The organism is Rhizobium sp. BK212 (assembly GCF_014197475.1).
GTDB lineage: Bacteria > Pseudomonadota > Alphaproteobacteria > Rhizobiales > Rhizobiaceae > Rhizobium > Rhizobium anhuiense.
The window spans coordinates 83,926-100,342 of the sequence record NZ_JACIFS010000002.1 but is presented as its reverse complement, the minus strand read 5'-3'; the positions used below and the strand labels follow the sequence as shown (position 1 = coordinate 100,342).

Here is a 16,417-nt window from a genome sequence, read left to right as displayed (position 1 = left end):
GCAAACCGCTGTGCATTTTTGCTGGAATTGCTTCAGCCTTGATCAGGAGGTGATCTGCCATGAGCCTGTCTTTCCCGACGATGGCGGCGATCCGGTTCGGCTATGGCTTGCGGCCGGGCCAGGCGCCACCTGACAGCAAGGACGAGCTCATCGGCCAGCTGCGCAATGGGGCGGCGGCGATGCCGGATTTTCCCATGGGCGGCCCGGACATGCGCCACCGGGCGATTCTCAGCCTGCAGTCGCAGCTGACGCAAATCCGGCAGGACGCCAAGACGGTGACTGACGATACGGTGCAGCGCGAGATGCGCAAGGGGGTGCAGCGCCAGGCGCAGCAGCAGTTCCAGCACGATTCGAACCTGCGGCTGATGCAGGCGGTGCTATCGCCCTACGGTTTCTACGAGCGGCTGGCGACCTTCTGGACCGATCATTTCTCCACCAGCGCCAACAAGAGCCTGCCGATGCGCCTCATCGTGCCGCTCTACGAGGCCGAGGCGATCCGGCCGTTCATATCGGGCAGGTTCGGCGATCTGCTGCGCAGCGCCACTGCCCATCCGGCCATGCTGATCTATCTCGACCAGGCGGATTCGCTCGGGCCGGACTCGGCCGGCGGCATCAAGCGCAACAAGGGGCTGAACGAGAATCTCGGCCGCGAACTGCTGGAGCTGCACACACTCGGCGCCGGCAGCGGTTATAGCCAGGCGGATGTCACGGCGGCAGCCATGGTACTGACGGGGCTTACCATCGACCGCAAGGAGATGGATATCGCCTTCCGGCCGAATATATCGGAGCCCGGCGCGCATCAGGTGCTCGGCGTCAGCTATGGTGGCAACAGGCGCTCGCGCGACGATTATCTCGATTTGCTCGATGATCTCGCCGTCCATCCGAAGACGGCGGCGCATATCAGCCGCAAACTCGCAGTGCATTTCGTCTCCGACCAGCCCGACGAGGGCATGGTGTCCGACATGGTTGAAGCCTGGAAGAAGACGGATGGCGATCTGACGGCCGTCTATACCGCCATGCTCGACCATCCCGCCGCCTGGCGCGACGAGGGCGCCAAGGCGCGCCAGCCCTTCGATTATGTCGTTGCGGGTCTCAGGGCGTTGAATGCGGGGCCGGTCAACGGCGTCGTCGGCAGCTTCCTGGCGGCCAACCAGCAGGGCACTGAAGAGGGCGACATGGCCGCCAATACGCCTGGCATGGCGGGATCACCGGTGACGACGGATCCCGCCGGCGAGGCAAGAGACAAGCGTCTCAAGGCTTTCCGGACGGCGCGGGCGCTGGGGCAGGGTGCGTTGAAGCGCATGGGCCAGCCGATCTGGCTGCCGCCGAGCCCGGCCGGTTTCGAAGAAGGCTTCTCCGCCTGGATCACCGGCAGCCAGATTGCCGAACGGCTGGCCTGGGCAAGACGGGCCGCAGCGCAGTTCGGCCGAGACGAGGATCCGCGCGAATTCCTGAAATCGACGCTTGCCGATGCAGCCCGCGACGAGACGATCCGCGTGGTCTCCCAAGCGCCGAACAAGATCAGCGGGTTGACGTTGGTGCTGGCTTCCCCCGAATTCAATCGCCGATAGGAGCGTCTGCCCATGAGCCAGATCCTGCTTTCCCGCCGTGGCTTTCTGACGTCGGCCTGCTGTCTCGCCGCCGCCCCCGCCTTCACCCCGGTCACCTTCGCGGCGATGCCGGGTGACAACCGCTTCATCACCATCGTGCTGCGCGGCGCGATGGACGGGCTGGACCTGGTGCAGCCCTATGGCGATGCCGGTTTTGCGGCGCTCAGGCCGACCCTGGCGCTGACGCCCGACACCGGGCTTCTCGATCTCGATGGGCGTTTCGGCCTCCATCCTGCCGCCGCCGAACTGATGCCGCTCTGGAAGAGCGGGGAACTCGCCTTCGTGCATGCGGTGTCGACGCCCTATCGCGACCAGCGCAGCCATTTCGACGGGCAGGATATGCTGGAATCCGGCGGCGAGCACGTCGCCGAGGAAAAGACCGGTTGGCTGAACCGGGCGCTCGCCGTCATCCCGCGCTCGGATGCGCGCAGGGCGATCGACGTCAACACCTCGACGGAGCTGATCCTCTCCGGGCCGAACAATGTCGATGTCTGGGCGTCGGATTCCAATCTGTCGCCGGCGCGTGACGAGATGCAGTTCCTGGCGCGGCTCTATGCCGGCGATCCGCCGTTTGCCGCAGCACTCGCCGAGGCGACGCGGGCCGACACCGCCGCGATGATGGTCGAGCCGGATGGCCAGCGCGGTGAAAAGACCGCCGATGTGGCCGCGCTCGCGGCCAATATGCTGAAGGGCGACTACCGCATCGCCAGCTTCTCCATCACCGGCTGGGACACGCATATCGGCCAGGCCGGCCAGTTCAAGCGGCCGGTGCAGGACCTTTCGCAGGCGATCAACACGCTGAAGACCACGCTCGGGCCTGAGATCTGGGCAAAGACGGTGGTGCTCGCCATGACCGAATTCGGCCGCACCGTCCGCCAGAACGGCTCGGCCGGCACCGACCACGGCACCGGCGGCTGCGCGGTGTTATCAGGCGGCGCCATCAACGGCGGCCGCATCCTCGGCCGCTGGCCCGGTGTCAGCGACGGCCAACTGCTCGACGACCGCGACTTGATGCCGACCGCGGACGTGCGCGAACTGGCCGCAGCGATGCTCTACCGGCAGTTCGATGTGAGTGCGGATGATCTGACGGGGAAGATCTTTCCGGGGCTGGGGTTTGATAAGGGGTCGCAGTTTCTCAAGGCGTAAGGCCTGGCGACCAGCCTTATCCTGAGGTGCCCGCAGGGGTCTCGAAGGACGAGGCTGGAGAGAGGGCCTTTAGTGACCGGTCATCTTCAGTGCTGCTTCGGGAAGCCGCTCGCCTTGAACCTGGATGCCGGAGAGGGCCGCGTCGATTTCGGCGAGATCGTCGGCCAGAAGGTCGATGTCGACAGCCCCGAGATTCTCTTCCAGTCGATGCTGCTTCGTCGTTCCCGGGATCGGGACGATCCATGGCTTTTGGGCCAGTAGCCAGGAGAGGGCGATTTGCGCGGGTGTTGCGCCCTTGTGGTCGCCGATCCGCCTGATCAGGTCGACGAGCGCAAAATTGGCCTTGCGCGCCTCAGGTGAAAAGCGCGGCACGCTGTTGCGGAAATCACTCGGATCGAATTTGGTGTTCTCGTCGATCTTGCCTGTGAGGAAACCGGCGCCGAGCGGGCTGAAGGGCACGAAACCGATGCCGAGTTCCTGAAGGGCGGGCAGCAGTTCCGCCTCGGGGCCGCGCCAGAAGAGCGAATATTCGCTCTGGACGGCAGTCACCTTCTGGACGGCATGGGCGCGGCGGATCGTCTGAACGCCGGCTTCGGAAAGGCCGAAATGTTTGACCTTGCCGGCTGCGATCAGCTCCTTGACGGCGCCGGCCACATCTTCGATCGGCACGGCGGGATCGACGCGGTGCTGGTAGAACAGGTCGATGCGGTCGGTCTTCAGACGGCGCAGACAAGCATCGGCAACCGCCTTGACATGTTCGGGGCGGCTGTTGGTGCCGCCGCGGCGTTCACCGGTCTGCTGGTCGATATCGAAGCCGAATTTGGTGGCGATGACCACCTGGTCGCGGATAGGTGCGAGCGCCTTGCCGACAAGCTCTTCATTGACGAAAGGGCCATAGGCTTCGGCCGTGTCGAACAAGGTTACGCCCTGCTGATGGGCGGTGCGCATCAATCTGATCATCTCGCCTTCGTCGGCGGGCGGGCCGTAAGCAGCGCTCATGCTCATGCAGCCGAGACCGAGTGCGGAGACTTCGAGATCGCCGATATTGCGTGTTTTCATGGTCGTATCCGTTCGTGGCTTTGTGTGGGCTTGAGGGTGAAGGCGACGATTCAGTGCCGCCGGTCTCGCAGTTGAGTTGACGTGAACTTAGTCCTCGTGCCAGCTTTCGATTAGATGCTGTAATGCGCATGAACCTATAAGACGGACTAATGAATGCCTCAGGACAACAACTTCAACGAACTCGTGGCCTTTCTCACCGTCGCCAGGGAACGCAGCTTCACCCGGGCCGCCGCCAAGCTTGGCGTGTCGCAATCGGCGTTGAGCCAGACGGTGCGCGGTCTCGAAGAGAAGCTCGGGCTTCGCCTTTTGACTCGCACGACCAGAAGCGTGTCGCCGACACAGGCAGGTGAACGCCTGCTGGAACGGGTCGGGCCGCGATTTGAAGAAATCCAGTTCGAGATCGCCGCCTTGAGCGAAATGCGCGAGCGGCCGGCCGGCACCATTCGCATCACGGCAGGCGAGCACTCCGCGATTTCCATTCTTGCCCCTGTATTGGCGCGCTTTCTTCCAGATCATCCCGATATCAACGTCGAGGTGATCGTCGACTACGGCCTGACCGATATCGTCGCCGAGCGCTACGACGCCGGCATCCGGCTCGGCGAGCAATTGGCGAAAGACATGATCGCCGTCCGGATCGGCCCCGAGATGCGCATGGCGGTCGTTGGCGCGCCCTGCTATTTCGAGCAGCATCCGCGCCCTGGTGTTCCTCAGGACCTGACGGCGCACAACTGCATCAACATTCGGCTGCCGACGCACGGGACGATATATCCCTGGGAGTTCGAGAAGGACGGCCGCGAACTGCGCGTCCGTGTCGAGGGGCAGACGGTGTTCAACAACATCGCCATGCGGATGGGCGCGGCGCTGGATGGGCTGGGACTGGCCTACATGCCCGAGGACCAGGTTCAGTCCTATATCGAAGACGGGCGGCTGATCCGGGTTCTGGAAGACTGGTGCCAGCCTTTCCCAGGATACCATCTCTACTATCCGAACAGGCGGCATGCGTCTCCGGCATTCACGCTGTTCGTCGACGCGCTCCGTTACAGAGGAAAGTAATGTCGATTTTATTCCATCACGGCTTATCAAAAGATCGTGATTGATTAGCTGAACTAATAGACCCTAGCTGTCCGAGCCGTCTAATCCTTTCTCTGCGATGCCGCTACCTTCTCGCCATCTGAAACGGGAGAAGCCGCCATGCGATATGGATTGTCCAACACCCTGGCCGCATTGCTGCTTGCCTCAGCACAGCTTGCCGCGCCATTGGCGACGGCTGCCGATGCGGCAAAGTCCGAGCCATTGGTCATCCAGGAGCAGGGCAGTTTTGCCGTCGGGGGAACCAGCACGACGGCGCCCGGAACCTTCGATCCGCTGAAGCCTCTCGATCCCACAGGCCAGACCTATCACGGCGATCATGCCTTTGCCTTTTACCAGGTGCCGGTCAACCCGCGTCAGTATCCGATCGTGATGTGGCACGGTGCCGGACAATTCTCCAAGACCTGGGAGACGACGCCCGACGGCCGCGAAGGCTTCCAGAACCTCTTCCTGCGCCGAGGCTTCTCCACCTATCTCGTCGACCAGCCGCGCCGGGGCGGGGCCGGGCGGACCATGGTCGAGACAACAGTGAAGCCGACGCCGGATGAGCAGCTCTGGTTCAACCAGTTTCGCGTCGGCATCTGGCCGAACTATTTCGACGGCGTGCAATTCTCCCGTGATCCGGAAGCGCTGAACCAGTATTTTCGCGCGATGACGCCGAACACCGGGCCGTTCGATATGGAGGTCGCGTCGAATGCGGCGGCAAAGCTGTTCGAGAAGATCGGCCCGGCCGTGTTGTTCACCCACTCGCAGGGCGGCGGACCCGGCTGGCTGACGGCCATCAAGAGCGACAAAGTCAAAGCCATCATCGCCTTCGAACCCGGCAGCAGCTTCGTGTTCCCGGCAGGCGAGGTCCCCGCCGATATGCCGAGCGCCTTCGACACGCTGAAGGGCGTGCCGGTGCCGATGGACGATTTTCTCAAGCTGACGAAGATCCCGATCGTCATCTATTACGGCGATAACATTCCCGACCAGCCGACGACGATGCCGGCGCAGGACAGCTGGCGGGTGCGCCTGGCAATGGCCCGCCTGTGGCGGGACACGGTGAACAGGCATGGCGGCGATGTCACCGTCGTGCATCTTCCGGAGATCGGCATCCGCGGCAACACCCACTTCGCGTTCTCCGACCTGAACAACGTTGAGATCGCTGACTTGGTCTCGGCTTTCCTTAGCGAGAAGAAGCTCGACTGATTCCCGGAAATCTTGAGGTGAAGACCATGAAACAACTGTTGGGGAACCTGATGCTGTCGGCCAGCATGATGTTGGCGGTTCTACCGGGCGTCGTCAGCGCTCAGACACCCGCCGAAGGCGACGACAAGTCCCGGCGGTCGCGCGCCCAACAGCTGATGGGCGCGACCGCACCGAAGCTGGCTGAACTGACCGACGACGTCCTCTATGGCGACATATGGGAACGCCCGCAGCTGTCGAAGCGGGATCGCAGCCTCATCACCGTTGCGGCGCTGATCGCCATGAATCGGCCCGACCAGTTGAGATCCCATCTGGCCAGGGCCCGCCAGAACGGCGTGACCGAGGACGAGCTGATCGAGACGATCACCCACCTTGCCTTCTATGCCGGCTGGCCGAGTGCTGTCTCGGCCGTTGCCATCGCGAAAGACGTTTTCGCAAGTGAATGAGGCGAGCGGCCTTCCGCTTTTGCCGGAGCCGGTCGCCCAAACGCCTTCCGCACAAAACCAGGAAAGACATCCATGCGTCATTTCATCAAACGCATTGCAATTCTCTTTGCCGTGGCCGGCGCCGTCACTCTCGTCGGCTGGAAGGTCGACGCTGAGCCGAACCGGACGACGATGCCCAAATTGGCCGGTCTCGTTCACTACACCACCGTCAGACGCGGCAACGTGACCGAGCACATCATGACGACGAAGGAAGCCATCCAGGCGGTGAAGAACGGGCAGCCTGTTCCGCCGGGCACGCATTTCGTGCTGGTCGATTACCGCGACGGGCAAGTCTATCGCACTTTCGTTATGGAAAAGGGCTCCGGCTGGGGCGGCGACTATGACGAAGACCGTCGCACCGGCGACTGGCAGTTCCAATGGTTCAAGCCTGACGGCAGCGTCAACATGGCCGAGAACACGGCGCGGTGCCAATCCTGCCATTCCTCCCGGGCCGACGAAGACTTCCTCTACACGCTTGATGATCTCAAGGCTTTCGACGGAGCTGTCATTGACTAGAGGAGATCGAAGCCGCTGCGAGAGCGCCGCGTCATGAGCCCGCTATTCCTGATACGCTTGGTGTTGGACTTCACGGCCGCCGGGCTGCTTCTGGTCGCGCTCGCCTATTGGTGGCTCGACAACACGTCACATGAACTGATCGGAAGCGGTATGTTCGTCCTTCTCCTATCGCACAATGTCTTCAACAGGCGGTGGTGGGCGAGGCTTCCAAGGGCGGCGCGGGGCAGGCCTGGGCTCGTGACAATCGCCTCGAATATCTCGATTGCCCTGGTAATGGCCGCATTGCTGGTGACCAGTCTGCTGATGTCGCGCAGTGTGTTTGCTTTCCTTCCCGTCAGCGGTGGACCGACGGCGCGTGAAATTCACATCCTTGCTGCCTACTGGGCGTTCATCCTCGCAGCTGTCCATCTCGGCCTTCACTGGTCGATGATCACAGCGGTCGCGGGCAGGCTATTGCGGGCCGGGTCGCCAAACGCGATCCGGACCGCAGCCATTCGTGCCGTTGCGGGCGCAATTGCGGCTTACGGCATTCACAGCATGGTGGTCACGGGCATCGGAGACAGGCTCTTGGCCAGGCCATCGATCGATTTCTGGGACTTTCAGGAGTCGACCGCGGGCTTCTTTTTGCATCACGTCGCGATCCTGGGGGCGTGTGCTTGTGCTGCGCATTATGCAGCAGGATGGCTGCGATGGGCGGGTGGGGTGCGGCGGGTGACGGATGCCGGGGAGTGATGTGTGGTTTAGTGGGCGGATGGAACTTGCGGCCGCCGGCCCTTCGCTTGGGCTCAGGGCGTTCGACGTTGCAATCGATTCACTGGATCGATTGCTCCCGCTTCGCGGGACCACGTCTCACCCCAGCACATCATAGAGCCGGAAGATGAAGCTGATCTGGTAGAGCAGGTTGGCGGTGATGAAGGCGGTGTGGAAGCGGCGGTTGGGGGTCCAGGCGGCGATGGCGCAGAGGATGATGTAAATGATGTTGCGGGCGGGATATTCCCAGCCGAGCGAGAGGATGCGCTCCTGGCCTTTGATCGCCGTGTCGAGGATATCGATGGCGTAGGTGAGGCCGAGAATGCCGAAGAACCATTTGCGCCGGGAAATAAAATATTCCTCGTAGCCGCCATATTCGTCGAGTGAAGCCGGAAAGAGCAGGGCGCAAAGCAGGAAGAACAGGCTGCAGAAGCAGACGAGGAAGAGATAGATGCCGAAGCCGATCGCAGGCACGGCCTGCAGGCGATATTCCCACCACCAGATGTGGATGATGAACAGGAACATCGACAGCGCCCAGCCGAGATGGATGGGATAGACTTTGGCCTTACCAGGATGCTGGACGATGCCGGCAACGCCGGTCAGCACCCTGGCGAGCGACAGGCTGATGACCATGCCCATCACCACCTTGATGTGAAGGAAGACCTCCGGCGAGCTGACCGTTTCCATGCTTTCGATCCCGGCCTGTCACTCCACAGGGACTTGCTTCGGTTTGCCCTCTTCGTCGAGCGCGACCATGATGAAGGTGCCGGCCGTGACCTTTTCCTGCTGGTTGTAACGCGAACGATGCGCCCAGGCTTCGACGATCAGTGTGATCGAGGTACGCCCGACACGCTCGATATCGGTATAGACCGACAGCGTGTCGCCGATCTTGACCGGCAGTTCGAAGGCCATCTCCTTGACCGCGGCGGTAACGACGCGGCCTTTGGCGCGCTCGGCCGCACGGATGCCGGATGCAAGGTCCATCTGCGCCATGACCCAGCCGCCGAAGATATCGCCGGCCGGATTGGCATCGCCGGGCATGGCAAGCGTCCTGAGCGTCAGTTCGCCTCTCGGCTTGGCGGCATCGGTCATCACGTCTTCTCCATCTGGTATGGGCCATGGGCCGGCGATTCACTGCGGATCACCCTAGTGCAAAGGCCGTGGGCTGTAAAAGACGGCACGGCCGGGCGCTGAAGGCAGCCGACGGGAAAAATGTTGCAGCCTTCGCAGATCGAAATCTCATTCGATTTCAAACGGTTGATTTCAGGCGTTTCGGCCTGACCTTACGTTATTTAATCGTCTTCTAATTAAGCTTTACGCTCCAGTAATTCCGGCAATTCAGAATGCGATCGATCTCACTTAAAAGAATCGCCGGGAACCTCATGCGCAACGTCAAGATTTCCACCCGCCTTTACTGCCTCGTCGGCTTCACGCTTGCCGTGCTTGCAGCGGCGATGATCTTCTTTCTGAACTATTCCTATTCCGAGCTGCAAGCGGAGCGGAAGGCGGGGCTGGAGAAGATGGAGGCGACGGCGCTCGGTATCTTCGACAAATATTACAAGATGGAACAGGCGGGCACGATGACCCGCGAACAGGCGCAGGCGGCGGCCAAGGAGGTGATTGGCGCGATGCGCTACGGCGCCGACGGTTATTTCTGGATTAACGACATGCGTCCCGCCATGGTGATGCACCCGATCAAGCCGCAGCTTGACGGTACCGATATCTCGCAGATGAAGGATCCCACGGGCAAGTTCTTGTTCGTTGAATTCGTCAACAAGGTGAAGAAGGACGGCAAGGGCTTCGTCGATTATTACTGGCCGAAGCCGGGCGCCGAAGAGCCGGTGCTGAAATATTCCTATGTCGCCGGTTTCGAGCCCTGGGGCTGGATCGTCGGCACTGGTGTTTATGCGGATGACCTTGCCGCGCTTTATCGCCAGAACGCGATCTGGGCGGCGGTGCTCTGCCTGCTCGGGGCTGCCGCCACGATGGCCATCGCCTATGCCATCGTGCGCAGCGTGACAGTGCCGATCGCCCGGCTGAAGGCGGCGATGAACGCGATCGCAGCCGAAGAGGCATCGGTGGAGATTGCCGGCAGCGACCGCCGCGACGAGATCGGCCAGATGGCCAAGGTGCTGCTGGTGCTGCGTGATTCCGTTGACGAGCGTAGCGCGCTGCGCGGCCGGGAAGACGAAAGGCAGCGGCAGATCGAGGAAGAGCGCCGCGGCAACGAGGCAAGCCTGCGTTCGGCCTCCGAACGACAGACCCAAGCGATGCAGGCGCTCGGCGTTGGCCTAGAGAAGCTCGCAGGCGGCGACCTGACGGTTTCGATCGGCGACATCGGCGAGGGTTACGCCAAGCTCAGGAGCGATTTCAACGCCGCCGTCGATGCGCTGAACGGCGTCATCCATGCGATCGCCGAATCGAGCCGCGTCGTCAACGACAGCGCCTCCGACATCAGCGAGGCGACCGGCAACCTGTCGAAGCGTACCGAACAGCAGGCAGCCGCGCTCGAAGAGACGGCGGCAGCGCTCGACGAGATCACCGCGACGGTGAAGACGGCATCCGAGCGCGCGAACGAGGCGCGCGAGATGGTGGCCGAGACTAAGGCAAGCGCCGGACGCTCCGGCGATATCGTTCGCAATGCAGTGACGGCGATGGGCCGGATCGAGGAATCGTCGAGCCGTATCAACCAGATCATCTCAGTCATCGACGAAATCGCCTTCCAGACGAACCTTCTGGCATTGAATGCCGGTGTGGAGGCCGCGCGGGCAGGCGAGGCGGGTCGCGGCTTTGCCGTCGTCGCGCAGGAAGTGCGCGAACTCGCCCAGCGGTCCGCCAATGCAGCCAAGGAAATCAAGGAACTGATCAGCCGGTCGGCAACGGAAGTCGAGGGCGGTGTGGCGCTGGTGCGCTCGACGGGCGAGGCGCTGCTGGAGATCGAGGCGCTGGTCAACCAGGTCAACGATCATGTCGCCTCGATCGCGACGGCGGCGCGCGAGCAGTCGACCGGGCTGAACGAGATCAACGGTTCCGTCAACCATATGGACCAGATGACCCAGCAGAATGCCGCGATGGTCGAGGAGACGACGGCGGCAAGCCGTACGCTCGCTGACGAGAGCACCCAGTTGAAGACGCTGCTCGCGAATTTCCGCCTGCGCGCGGAGCCATCGGCGGTGGCCCGATACACACGGGCAGCGTGAGGAAGCGGAGAGATTAAAGGCCGGGAAACCGGCCTTTTTCAATTGCGTCGCGTTCAGATTGTGCCGGTAAGTTTTCATTCACCGTTTTTAACTAAAATTGAAGTGAGTTTTTTCGGTCACTGCCCAGCCAGCCTGCGGAAGCGATAAGAGTATGGCGTTTGTTTCCTTTCCTCGGCGAACCCTTTTGCCCGTTATCCTCTCGGCGGCGCTGACGACCTGTTCGATCAGTGATGGGCTGGTGCCGCCGGCCAATGTCGACAGCGGCACCAGGGTCAGCTCGATCTCACCGGCACGGGGGGCTGCGCGCATGGCGCCTGCCGTGCGCATGGCGCCGGTGGAGAGCCAGGCCTCCTATCCGGTTTCCAGCGCGGTCGTCGGCAATACGCAAGGCTCCGTCGATTATCTTGATACACCAAACCTCGCCGGCACCGGCCACGCGGCACGAGTCGCACCGGCGCAGACCGCACCGGGGTCGCGGCGGCTGCCAATGATCGACAGCGACGAGGCGCTGGCGGCGGGCCAGCCGAGCGGCAATTGGGGCGGCACGCAGAACCTTGCGATCCCTTCCGGCGGCGTCAACATGGATGATGAGCTCGGGGCCCAGCCGGTCGTCGGGCTGGCGCAGGAACAACAGCAGCAGATCGCCGAAGGCAATGCCACCGAGCCGGTTGTCGACGGCATCGGCACCGACAATCCGACGCAGCTCAACCAGCCGATGCGCCAGCCCGCGCAGCAGCCAATGCCGCAGCCGGCGGCCGAGGCACAGATGAGCCGGGCGCCCGCCTGGAGCGACGGCAGCCCTGTCGTGGCGCCGACCCGGGTTCCCGAAGAGGACGAGAGCGAAGAGGTCGCGATGCTGCGGCCGAACAATCCGATGATGAGCGAACCGGCGGCACCCGTCGATCCCAGCGTCATGCCGTCCTCTGAGCTTGCCTGCCGGCGCGAGCTGAAGCGCATGGGCGTGCTCTTCGATGAAAAGCCGCCAATCTCGAACGGGCCGGCCTGTCAGGTGCCTTATCCGGTATCGCTGAAGGGGCTTTCCGGCAATATCGGCGTGAAGCCGGCCGTGACGTTGAACTGCCAGGTGACGCTCGCCTTCGCCAAATGGGTGAAGAACGAGCTGGCGCCGTCGGCGCGCTTCCGCTACTGGACCGGCATCAAGACGATCCAGCCGCTCGGCGGCTATTCCTGCCGCCGCATGAACAACAGCCGGCAGAGATACAATCCGATGTCGGAACACGCCCGCGGCAACGCCATCGACGTCGGCAAGTTCGTGCTGAAGAACGGCCACGAGATCGACGTGCGCAAGAAGGGCCTGTTTTCGTTGCGCGAGGGCCGGCTGCTGAAGGCGGTGCGCACCGATAGCTGCCGCTATTTCAACACCGTCCTCGGGCCGGGCAGCAACCCGGAACATTGGAACCACTTCCACTTCGACCTGCGCTCCCGCAAGAGCGGCAAGGCCTATTGCGATTGACATCTTAAAGCGAACGGCGCGGGTGCGGTTGATATCGTAGCAATCGCCCCGGCTGGCAGAAAATGGTTCATCCCCGCCGCGGCGCGCGCTATAGATCGGTCAGGCGGATTGCCTTTCGAGAGTTTGATCCATGAGCTATTATTTCCATGTCGGCCAGAAGGTCGTCTGCATCAACGATACTTTCAAGCATGTCAGCATCGACCAACTCATCCGCAAGGGCGAGATCTATACGATCCGCTGGGTGGGCGAATATACCCACTATGTCGACGGCACGTTCATCGGGGTGAAGCTCGCGGAAATCCATCGCGGCAATGATGACGGGCCGGAAGGTTATGGTGCGGCCGACATGCCTTACCGCGCAACGCGCTTCCGGCCGCTGGTCAAGGACAAGATCGCATCGCTGCGCAAGCTTCTGGCGCCGACACCGGATGCGCCGGTGGAGCCAAAGGAAAAGATCAAGAAGAAAGAGAAGGTCTGAGCGCCCCCGGTGACATCAGCATTTTCCTGACTTCATGGGCGCGGGGGCAGGCCACTTTCTTCCTGTGAACATACGATCTAGTTTGCCTGTGCGACAGTCCGAGAGGGGCAGGTTTGAGGGCGCTCTATGAGGCTGATTTCGAGAATCCTGGCGGTCTGCGCCGTCATCGCCATCACGATCGCGGCAACGGGAACGGCGGCCGCCGATCCGCTGGTTTTCACCTATCGCGGATGGCAGGTGGATCTCACCAATGCCAGGGGCGCGGAGCCCGACCGGGAGATGGTCGCGGCCGTCAAACGGCAGCTCGATATTGTCGAGCATGTCGATCTGAAACCCGATGTCCTCACCTTTATGCGGTCGATCAGGATCTGGGCCAATCCGGCCGCCGCAAAGGCCGGGCCCGGCCACTACAGCAGCAAGACCGGCATCGACCTGCGCGTCAGGGGTCTTGCGTCCGACAAGCCGATCATCCTGCATGAACTTCTGCATGCCCATCACGACCGGATGCTTCCGGACGGATTCGGCAATGCCGATGTCAAGCAATTCTTCGATATCGGCCGGGGGGTCTGGCCGGGCGATTCCTACATGATGAGCAATGATCACGAATTTTTCGCGGTCACGGCCAGCGTCTACCTGTTCGGCGACATCGACCGGCCGCCTTATTCACGCAGCCAGCTGCGGGAGAAACAGCCGCGATACTACCAGTGGCTGGCCACGCTGTTCGATGACGGCCGGCCGCCGCGGCCGTAGGGCCAGCAACCCGCGATCCTGATCAGGCCGCCTTCCTGCTCAGGAACAGCGCGGTCTCTTTACGAACCTCAAGGACGCCGTCGGATTGCATGAACGCATCGGCAATGGCTTGACGGAGCTTGGTGAGCTCGAGTTCGCCGGCGCTGTCGCCGGGCGGGTAGGAGGTCAGCGCCAGGAATACATCCTCGGGCTCGGTGATCCGCAGCTTTGCCGGATGCTGCGACATGGAGACGTTTCCAAACTGTGACCGCATCGATTGCTCGGCAGCGTCATATCCGAAGGCTTCGGCAGCCGGATCGGATGGCGCGCTTCCGAAGATGGTCGTCAGCGCGTAGATCTCGCCCATATTGCCGGCGCCGTTGGTTGTGACCGCAAAAGACCCGCCCGGCCTCAGCACTCTTGACATGTCGGCGATGCCGGCGCTCGGGTCGGGCAGGTGATAGAGCATATGCATCGCGACCACGGCATCGAAGGCGCCGTCTTCGAAGGGAAGCGCGGTGGCGTCGGCTTGGCGGCCTCGAACGGAGCCAAATGGCAATGCGCTGCAGCGCGCCACCGCCTCGTCGACCATGCCAGGCGAAAGGTCGGCGAGCGTCAGGTCAAGATTCTCCGGCAGCAGACCTGCCGTTGCCGCCCAGAACCAAGCCGGCCCGCAGCCGATGTCGAGGATACGATCGCCCGGCTTCACCGGCAGCTGCGCCGCAACCCATGGAAACCATGCCGTCTCGGCGATGGTGTATTGGCTATGCAGTCGAGCCCGCGCGGCGAGCTTCCGGCTGTCGCCATAGTGGCCCGCATTGTCTTCTGTTATGGAGGACATCCCATCTCTCTGGCTCTTCACGGGGGCATCGGCTCGAGCTTGTGAGCAGAGCGTATAGAGGGCTCGGTCGCCCGACAAGACATGACTTGCAGGTCGGACCTCTCGCATATCGCTGTTGAGGATTGTCCGGGTATGGCGAGTTTGACTATCAAAATAAATCGTATCCGATTAAATCGGAATGGTGTTGACATCGATTTTGGTGAGGCGTATTAGAGCGCATCCGATTAAATCGGATGCGTACAAACCCAAACCGAAAGGATATCATCATGACCGAGAAGCTTCTCTTTACCGGCAAGACCCACATCTCCGGCGGCCGCAACGGCTCTGCGCGCAGTAGCGACGGCACGATCGACATCAAGCTGCCGCAACCGCATCCAGCTGCCGAAAACCTGTTCGGAATCGCCTGGTCGGCCTGCTATATCGGCGCCATCGAGCTTGCCGCATCACAGCGGAAGATCACCCTGCCGGCCGGTCCCGAGGTCGATGCGGAGATCGATCTCAACGTCGATAACGGCTCCTTCTTCCTCAGGGCGCGCCTCAGTGTCAGCCTGCCCGGCATCGATCGCGAGGTTGCGCAGGAATTGATCGAGGCAGCCCATGGCATCTGCCCCTATTCCAAGGCGACACACGGCAATATCGACGTCGAGACCACGCTTCTCTGAGCGGGGGAAGGGAGGACCTCACTGTCAGTGATGTGAAGGGCCTGCCGATCGGCCGGCAGACCCCCTTCCTGATGTAGCAGCACCGGAAACCTTGCCGATCTGGAGAACATGCCATGATCAATAGCCACGCCCAGCCGCACAAGGCCTATGACGAGTTTTCACGCGTGCTCGATCCTGATGTCTATGAGCCGTTGCCTGATGATTGGCTGATCGGCATCACCGACGTCGTCAACTCGACCTCGGCGATCCGCTCGGGGCGCTATGAAGACGTGAACTTCGCGGGCGCATCTGTGATCGCGGCGCTCGGCAATGCCTGGGAATCGTTCGATTTTCCCTTCGTGTTTCGCGGAGACGGGGCGGCATTCGCTCTGCCGCCGCAGGGCATCATGGCCGCGACATCGGCATTGCGGCAGGTGGCGAGCTTTGCCGCAGCCGATCTTGGTCTTACCCTGCGTATCGGGCTCGTCACCGTGCGGGAAATCCGTACCAGTGGGCGCGACGTGCGCGTTGCGCGCTACGCGGCTTCGGAAAGTGCGACCTATGCGATGTTTGCAGGAGGCGGCCTCAAATGGGCGGAGCAGCAGATCAAGAACGGTCGGTATCTGGTCAAGCCGGGACGCTATGCGACGAAGCCTGATCTGACCGGCCTCAGCTGTGACTGGACCCCGTTTCCGAGCCGGCAGGGCGAGATCCTGTCGCTGCTGGTCGAGCCGAATGACCATACCAGTCCCGAGGCCTTTGCAGCGCTGGCAAAACGGGTGCTTGCGGTTTTCGATACCGCGCGGCGCCGGTTTCATCCGCTGTCGGGGGATATGGCTATTCCCAAGGACAGTGGGCGACAGGTCGATGCGAAAGGCTGGTCTGAGGTCGCCGCCAATTCGGATTTCCGCAAGTTCGACGACGGTTTGCGCCTGACGTTGGATTGCACGCCCGAACAGATCGACAGGGTCGAAGCCATGCTCGTTGCGGCGAGGACGCGCGGCGAGATCAACTTCGGACTGCATCGGCAGTCGCATGCGCTGATGACCTGTCTCGTGCCGTCGGACAGGCCGGATTCACATCTGCATTTCCTCGACGGAATGGGCGGCGGTTATGCCAGGGCGGCCGAGATGATGGAGCAAGGGGCACTTGGCGACGCACAGCATCATGCTCGCTGAAGACCGGTTCAGCCGGCGAGACGTCGTGACCGC

At 62.3% G+C, this 16,417-nt stretch carries 17 protein-coding genes; 13 read left to right on the top strand and 4 right to left on the bottom strand.

Annotation, left to right across the window (positions count from 1 at the left end):
• The first annotated feature begins 59 nt into the window (after window positions 1–59).
• Both FHT79_RS05495 and FHT79_RS05490 read left to right on the top strand, forming a co-directional pair.
• Window positions 60–1,571: a DUF1800 domain-containing protein gene (locus FHT79_RS05495; RefSeq protein ID WP_168333123.1), complete on the top strand. Its 1,512-nt coding sequence runs from the start codon at window positions 60–62 to the stop codon at window positions 1,569–1,571.
• A gap of 12 nt (window positions 1,572–1,583) precedes the next feature.
• A complete protein-coding gene (locus FHT79_RS05490; RefSeq protein WP_168333122.1) occupies window positions 1,584–2,756 on the top strand; it encodes a DUF1501 domain-containing protein in 1,173 nt (390 codons plus the stop codon).
• Window positions 2,757–2,825: 69 nt separating this feature from the next.
• Here the strand turns inward: FHT79_RS05490 and FHT79_RS05485 are convergent, their stop codons facing one another.
• A complete protein-coding gene (locus FHT79_RS05485; RefSeq protein WP_047610431.1) occupies window positions 2,826–3,815 on the bottom strand; it encodes an aldo/keto reductase in 990 nt (329 codons plus the stop codon).
• Between the two features lie 153 nt (window positions 3,816–3,968).
• Between FHT79_RS05485 and FHT79_RS05480 the strand changes: the two genes are divergently transcribed.
• The 5 genes from FHT79_RS05480 to FHT79_RS05460 all read left to right on the top strand — a co-directional run bounded on the left by FHT79_RS05480 (window position 3,969) and on the right by FHT79_RS05460 (window position 7,825).
• Window positions 3,969–4,868, top strand: a complete 900-nt coding sequence (locus FHT79_RS05480) for a LysR family transcriptional regulator (protein WP_168333121.1) — start codon at window positions 3,969–3,971, stop codon at window positions 4,866–4,868.
• Window positions 4,869–5,006: 138 nt separating this feature from the next.
• Window positions 5,007–6,095: an alpha/beta fold hydrolase gene (locus tag FHT79_RS05475; RefSeq protein ID WP_168333120.1), complete on the top strand. Its 1,089-nt coding sequence runs from the start codon at window positions 5,007–5,009 to the stop codon at window positions 6,093–6,095.
• A gap of 26 nt (window positions 6,096–6,121) precedes the next feature.
• Entirely contained in the window at window positions 6,122–6,538 is a 417-nt protein-coding gene (locus tag FHT79_RS05470; RefSeq protein WP_183903037.1) for a carboxymuconolactone decarboxylase family protein, read from the top strand.
• 72 nt (window positions 6,539–6,610) lie between these two features.
• The gene (locus FHT79_RS05465; RefSeq protein ID WP_168333118.1) at window positions 6,611–7,093 is read left to right on the top strand and encodes a cytochrome P460 family protein; all 483 of its coding nucleotides are present in this window, start codon (window positions 6,611–6,613) and stop codon (window positions 7,091–7,093) included.
• A gap of 33 nt (window positions 7,094–7,126) precedes the next feature.
• On the top strand, window positions 7,127–7,825 hold the full coding sequence (locus FHT79_RS05460; RefSeq protein WP_127430328.1) for a DUF4405 domain-containing protein: 699 nt from the start codon (window positions 7,127–7,129) through the stop codon (window positions 7,823–7,825).
• Window positions 7,826–7,942: 117 nt separating this feature from the next.
• Here the strand turns inward: FHT79_RS05460 and FHT79_RS05455 are convergent, their stop codons facing one another.
• A complete protein-coding gene (locus FHT79_RS05455; protein WP_168333116.1) occupies window positions 7,943–8,530 on the bottom strand; it encodes a hypothetical protein in 588 nt (195 codons plus the stop codon).
• An 18-nt stretch (window positions 8,531–8,548) separates the two neighbouring features.
• The gene (locus FHT79_RS05450) at window positions 8,549–8,935 is read right to left on the bottom strand and encodes an acyl-CoA thioesterase (protein ID WP_049813453.1); all 387 of its coding nucleotides are present in this window, start codon (window positions 8,933–8,935) and stop codon (window positions 8,549–8,551) included.
• 290 nt (window positions 8,936–9,225) lie between these two features.
• On the opposite strand from FHT79_RS05450, the gene FHT79_RS05445 reads away from it, so the two are divergent.
• The 4 genes from FHT79_RS05445 to FHT79_RS05430 all read left to right on the top strand — a co-directional run bounded on the left by FHT79_RS05445 (window position 9,226) and on the right by FHT79_RS05430 (window position 13,745).
• Window positions 9,226–11,043 carry a methyl-accepting chemotaxis protein gene (locus tag FHT79_RS05445; RefSeq protein ID WP_168333115.1) on the top strand — a complete coding sequence of 606 codons (1,818 nt, stop codon included), beginning with the start codon at window positions 9,226–9,228 and terminating at the stop codon, window positions 11,041–11,043.
• Between the two features lie 151 nt (window positions 11,044–11,194).
• On the top strand, window positions 11,195–12,517 hold the full coding sequence (locus FHT79_RS05440) for an extensin family protein (RefSeq protein ID WP_127430330.1): 1,323 nt from the start codon (window positions 11,195–11,197) through the stop codon (window positions 12,515–12,517).
• A gap of 130 nt (window positions 12,518–12,647) precedes the next feature.
• A complete protein-coding gene (locus FHT79_RS05435) occupies window positions 12,648–12,995 on the top strand; it encodes a CAP-Gly domain protein (RefSeq protein WP_183903036.1) in 348 nt (115 codons plus the stop codon).
• Between the two features lie 126 nt (window positions 12,996–13,121).
• Window positions 13,122–13,745, top strand: coding sequence for a hypothetical protein (locus tag FHT79_RS05430; protein WP_183903035.1), 624 nt, complete (start codon window positions 13,122–13,124; stop codon window positions 13,743–13,745).
• 22 nt (window positions 13,746–13,767) lie between these two features.
• On the opposite strand, the gene FHT79_RS05425 is transcribed toward FHT79_RS05430, so the two are convergent.
• Window positions 13,768–14,565, bottom strand: a complete 798-nt coding sequence (locus FHT79_RS05425; protein ID WP_168333113.1) for a class I SAM-dependent methyltransferase — start codon at window positions 14,563–14,565, stop codon at window positions 13,768–13,770.
• A 266-nt stretch (window positions 14,566–14,831) separates the two neighbouring features.
• On the opposite strand from FHT79_RS05425, the gene FHT79_RS05420 reads away from it, so the two are divergent.
• Window positions 14,832–15,227, top strand: a complete 396-nt coding sequence (locus FHT79_RS05420) for an Ohr family peroxiredoxin (protein WP_047611672.1) — start codon at window positions 14,832–14,834, stop codon at window positions 15,225–15,227.
• Window positions 15,228–15,340: 113 nt separating this feature from the next.
• On the top strand, window positions 15,341–16,384 hold the full coding sequence (locus FHT79_RS05415) for a DUF3095 family protein (protein ID WP_047610415.1): 1,044 nt from the start codon (window positions 15,341–15,343) through the stop codon (window positions 16,382–16,384).
• Window positions 16,385–16,417: the final 33 nt, after the last annotated feature.

Excerpts from the sequence above, each read along its gene's own strand:
- FHT79_RS05495 (WP_168333123.1), top strand. The coding sequence starts at position 60 with ATGAGCCTGTCTTTCCCGACGATGGCGGCGATCCGGTTCGGCTATGGC.
- FHT79_RS05490 (WP_168333122.1), top strand. The coding sequence starts at position 1,584 with ATGAGCCAGATCCTGCTTTCCCGCCGTGGCTTTCTGACGTCGGCCTGC.
- FHT79_RS05485 (WP_047610431.1), bottom strand. The coding sequence starts at position 3,815 with ATGAAAACACGCAATATCGGCGATCTCGAAGTCTCCGCACTCGGTCTC.
- FHT79_RS05480 (WP_168333121.1), top strand. The coding sequence starts at position 3,969 with ATGCCTCAGGACAACAACTTCAACGAACTCGTGGCCTTTCTCACCGTC.
- FHT79_RS05475 (WP_168333120.1), top strand. The coding sequence starts at position 5,007 with ATGCGATATGGATTGTCCAACACCCTGGCCGCATTGCTGCTTGCCTCA.
- FHT79_RS05470 (WP_183903037.1), top strand. The coding sequence starts at position 6,122 with ATGAAACAACTGTTGGGGAACCTGATGCTGTCGGCCAGCATGATGTTG.
- FHT79_RS05465 (WP_168333118.1), top strand. The coding sequence starts at position 6,611 with ATGCGTCATTTCATCAAACGCATTGCAATTCTCTTTGCCGTGGCCGGC.
- FHT79_RS05460 (WP_127430328.1), top strand. The coding sequence starts at position 7,127 with ATGAGCCCGCTATTCCTGATACGCTTGGTGTTGGACTTCACGGCCGCC.
- FHT79_RS05455 (WP_168333116.1), bottom strand. The coding sequence starts at position 8,530 with ATGGAAACGGTCAGCTCGCCGGAGGTCTTCCTTCACATCAAGGTGGTG.
- FHT79_RS05450 (WP_049813453.1), bottom strand. The coding sequence starts at position 8,935 with ATGACCGATGCCGCCAAGCCGAGAGGCGAACTGACGCTCAGGACGCTT.
- FHT79_RS05445 (WP_168333115.1), top strand. The coding sequence starts at position 9,226 with ATGCGCAACGTCAAGATTTCCACCCGCCTTTACTGCCTCGTCGGCTTC.
- FHT79_RS05440 (WP_127430330.1), top strand. The coding sequence starts at position 11,195 with ATGGCGTTTGTTTCCTTTCCTCGGCGAACCCTTTTGCCCGTTATCCTC.
- FHT79_RS05435 (WP_183903036.1), top strand. The coding sequence starts at position 12,648 with ATGAGCTATTATTTCCATGTCGGCCAGAAGGTCGTCTGCATCAACGAT.
- FHT79_RS05430 (WP_183903035.1), top strand. The coding sequence starts at position 13,122 with ATGAGGCTGATTTCGAGAATCCTGGCGGTCTGCGCCGTCATCGCCATC.
- FHT79_RS05425 (WP_168333113.1), bottom strand. The coding sequence starts at position 14,565 with ATGTCCTCCATAACAGAAGACAATGCGGGCCACTATGGCGACAGCCGG.
- FHT79_RS05420 (WP_047611672.1), top strand. The coding sequence starts at position 14,832 with ATGACCGAGAAGCTTCTCTTTACCGGCAAGACCCACATCTCCGGCGGC.
- FHT79_RS05415 (WP_047610415.1), top strand. The coding sequence starts at position 15,341 with ATGATCAATAGCCACGCCCAGCCGCACAAGGCCTATGACGAGTTTTCA.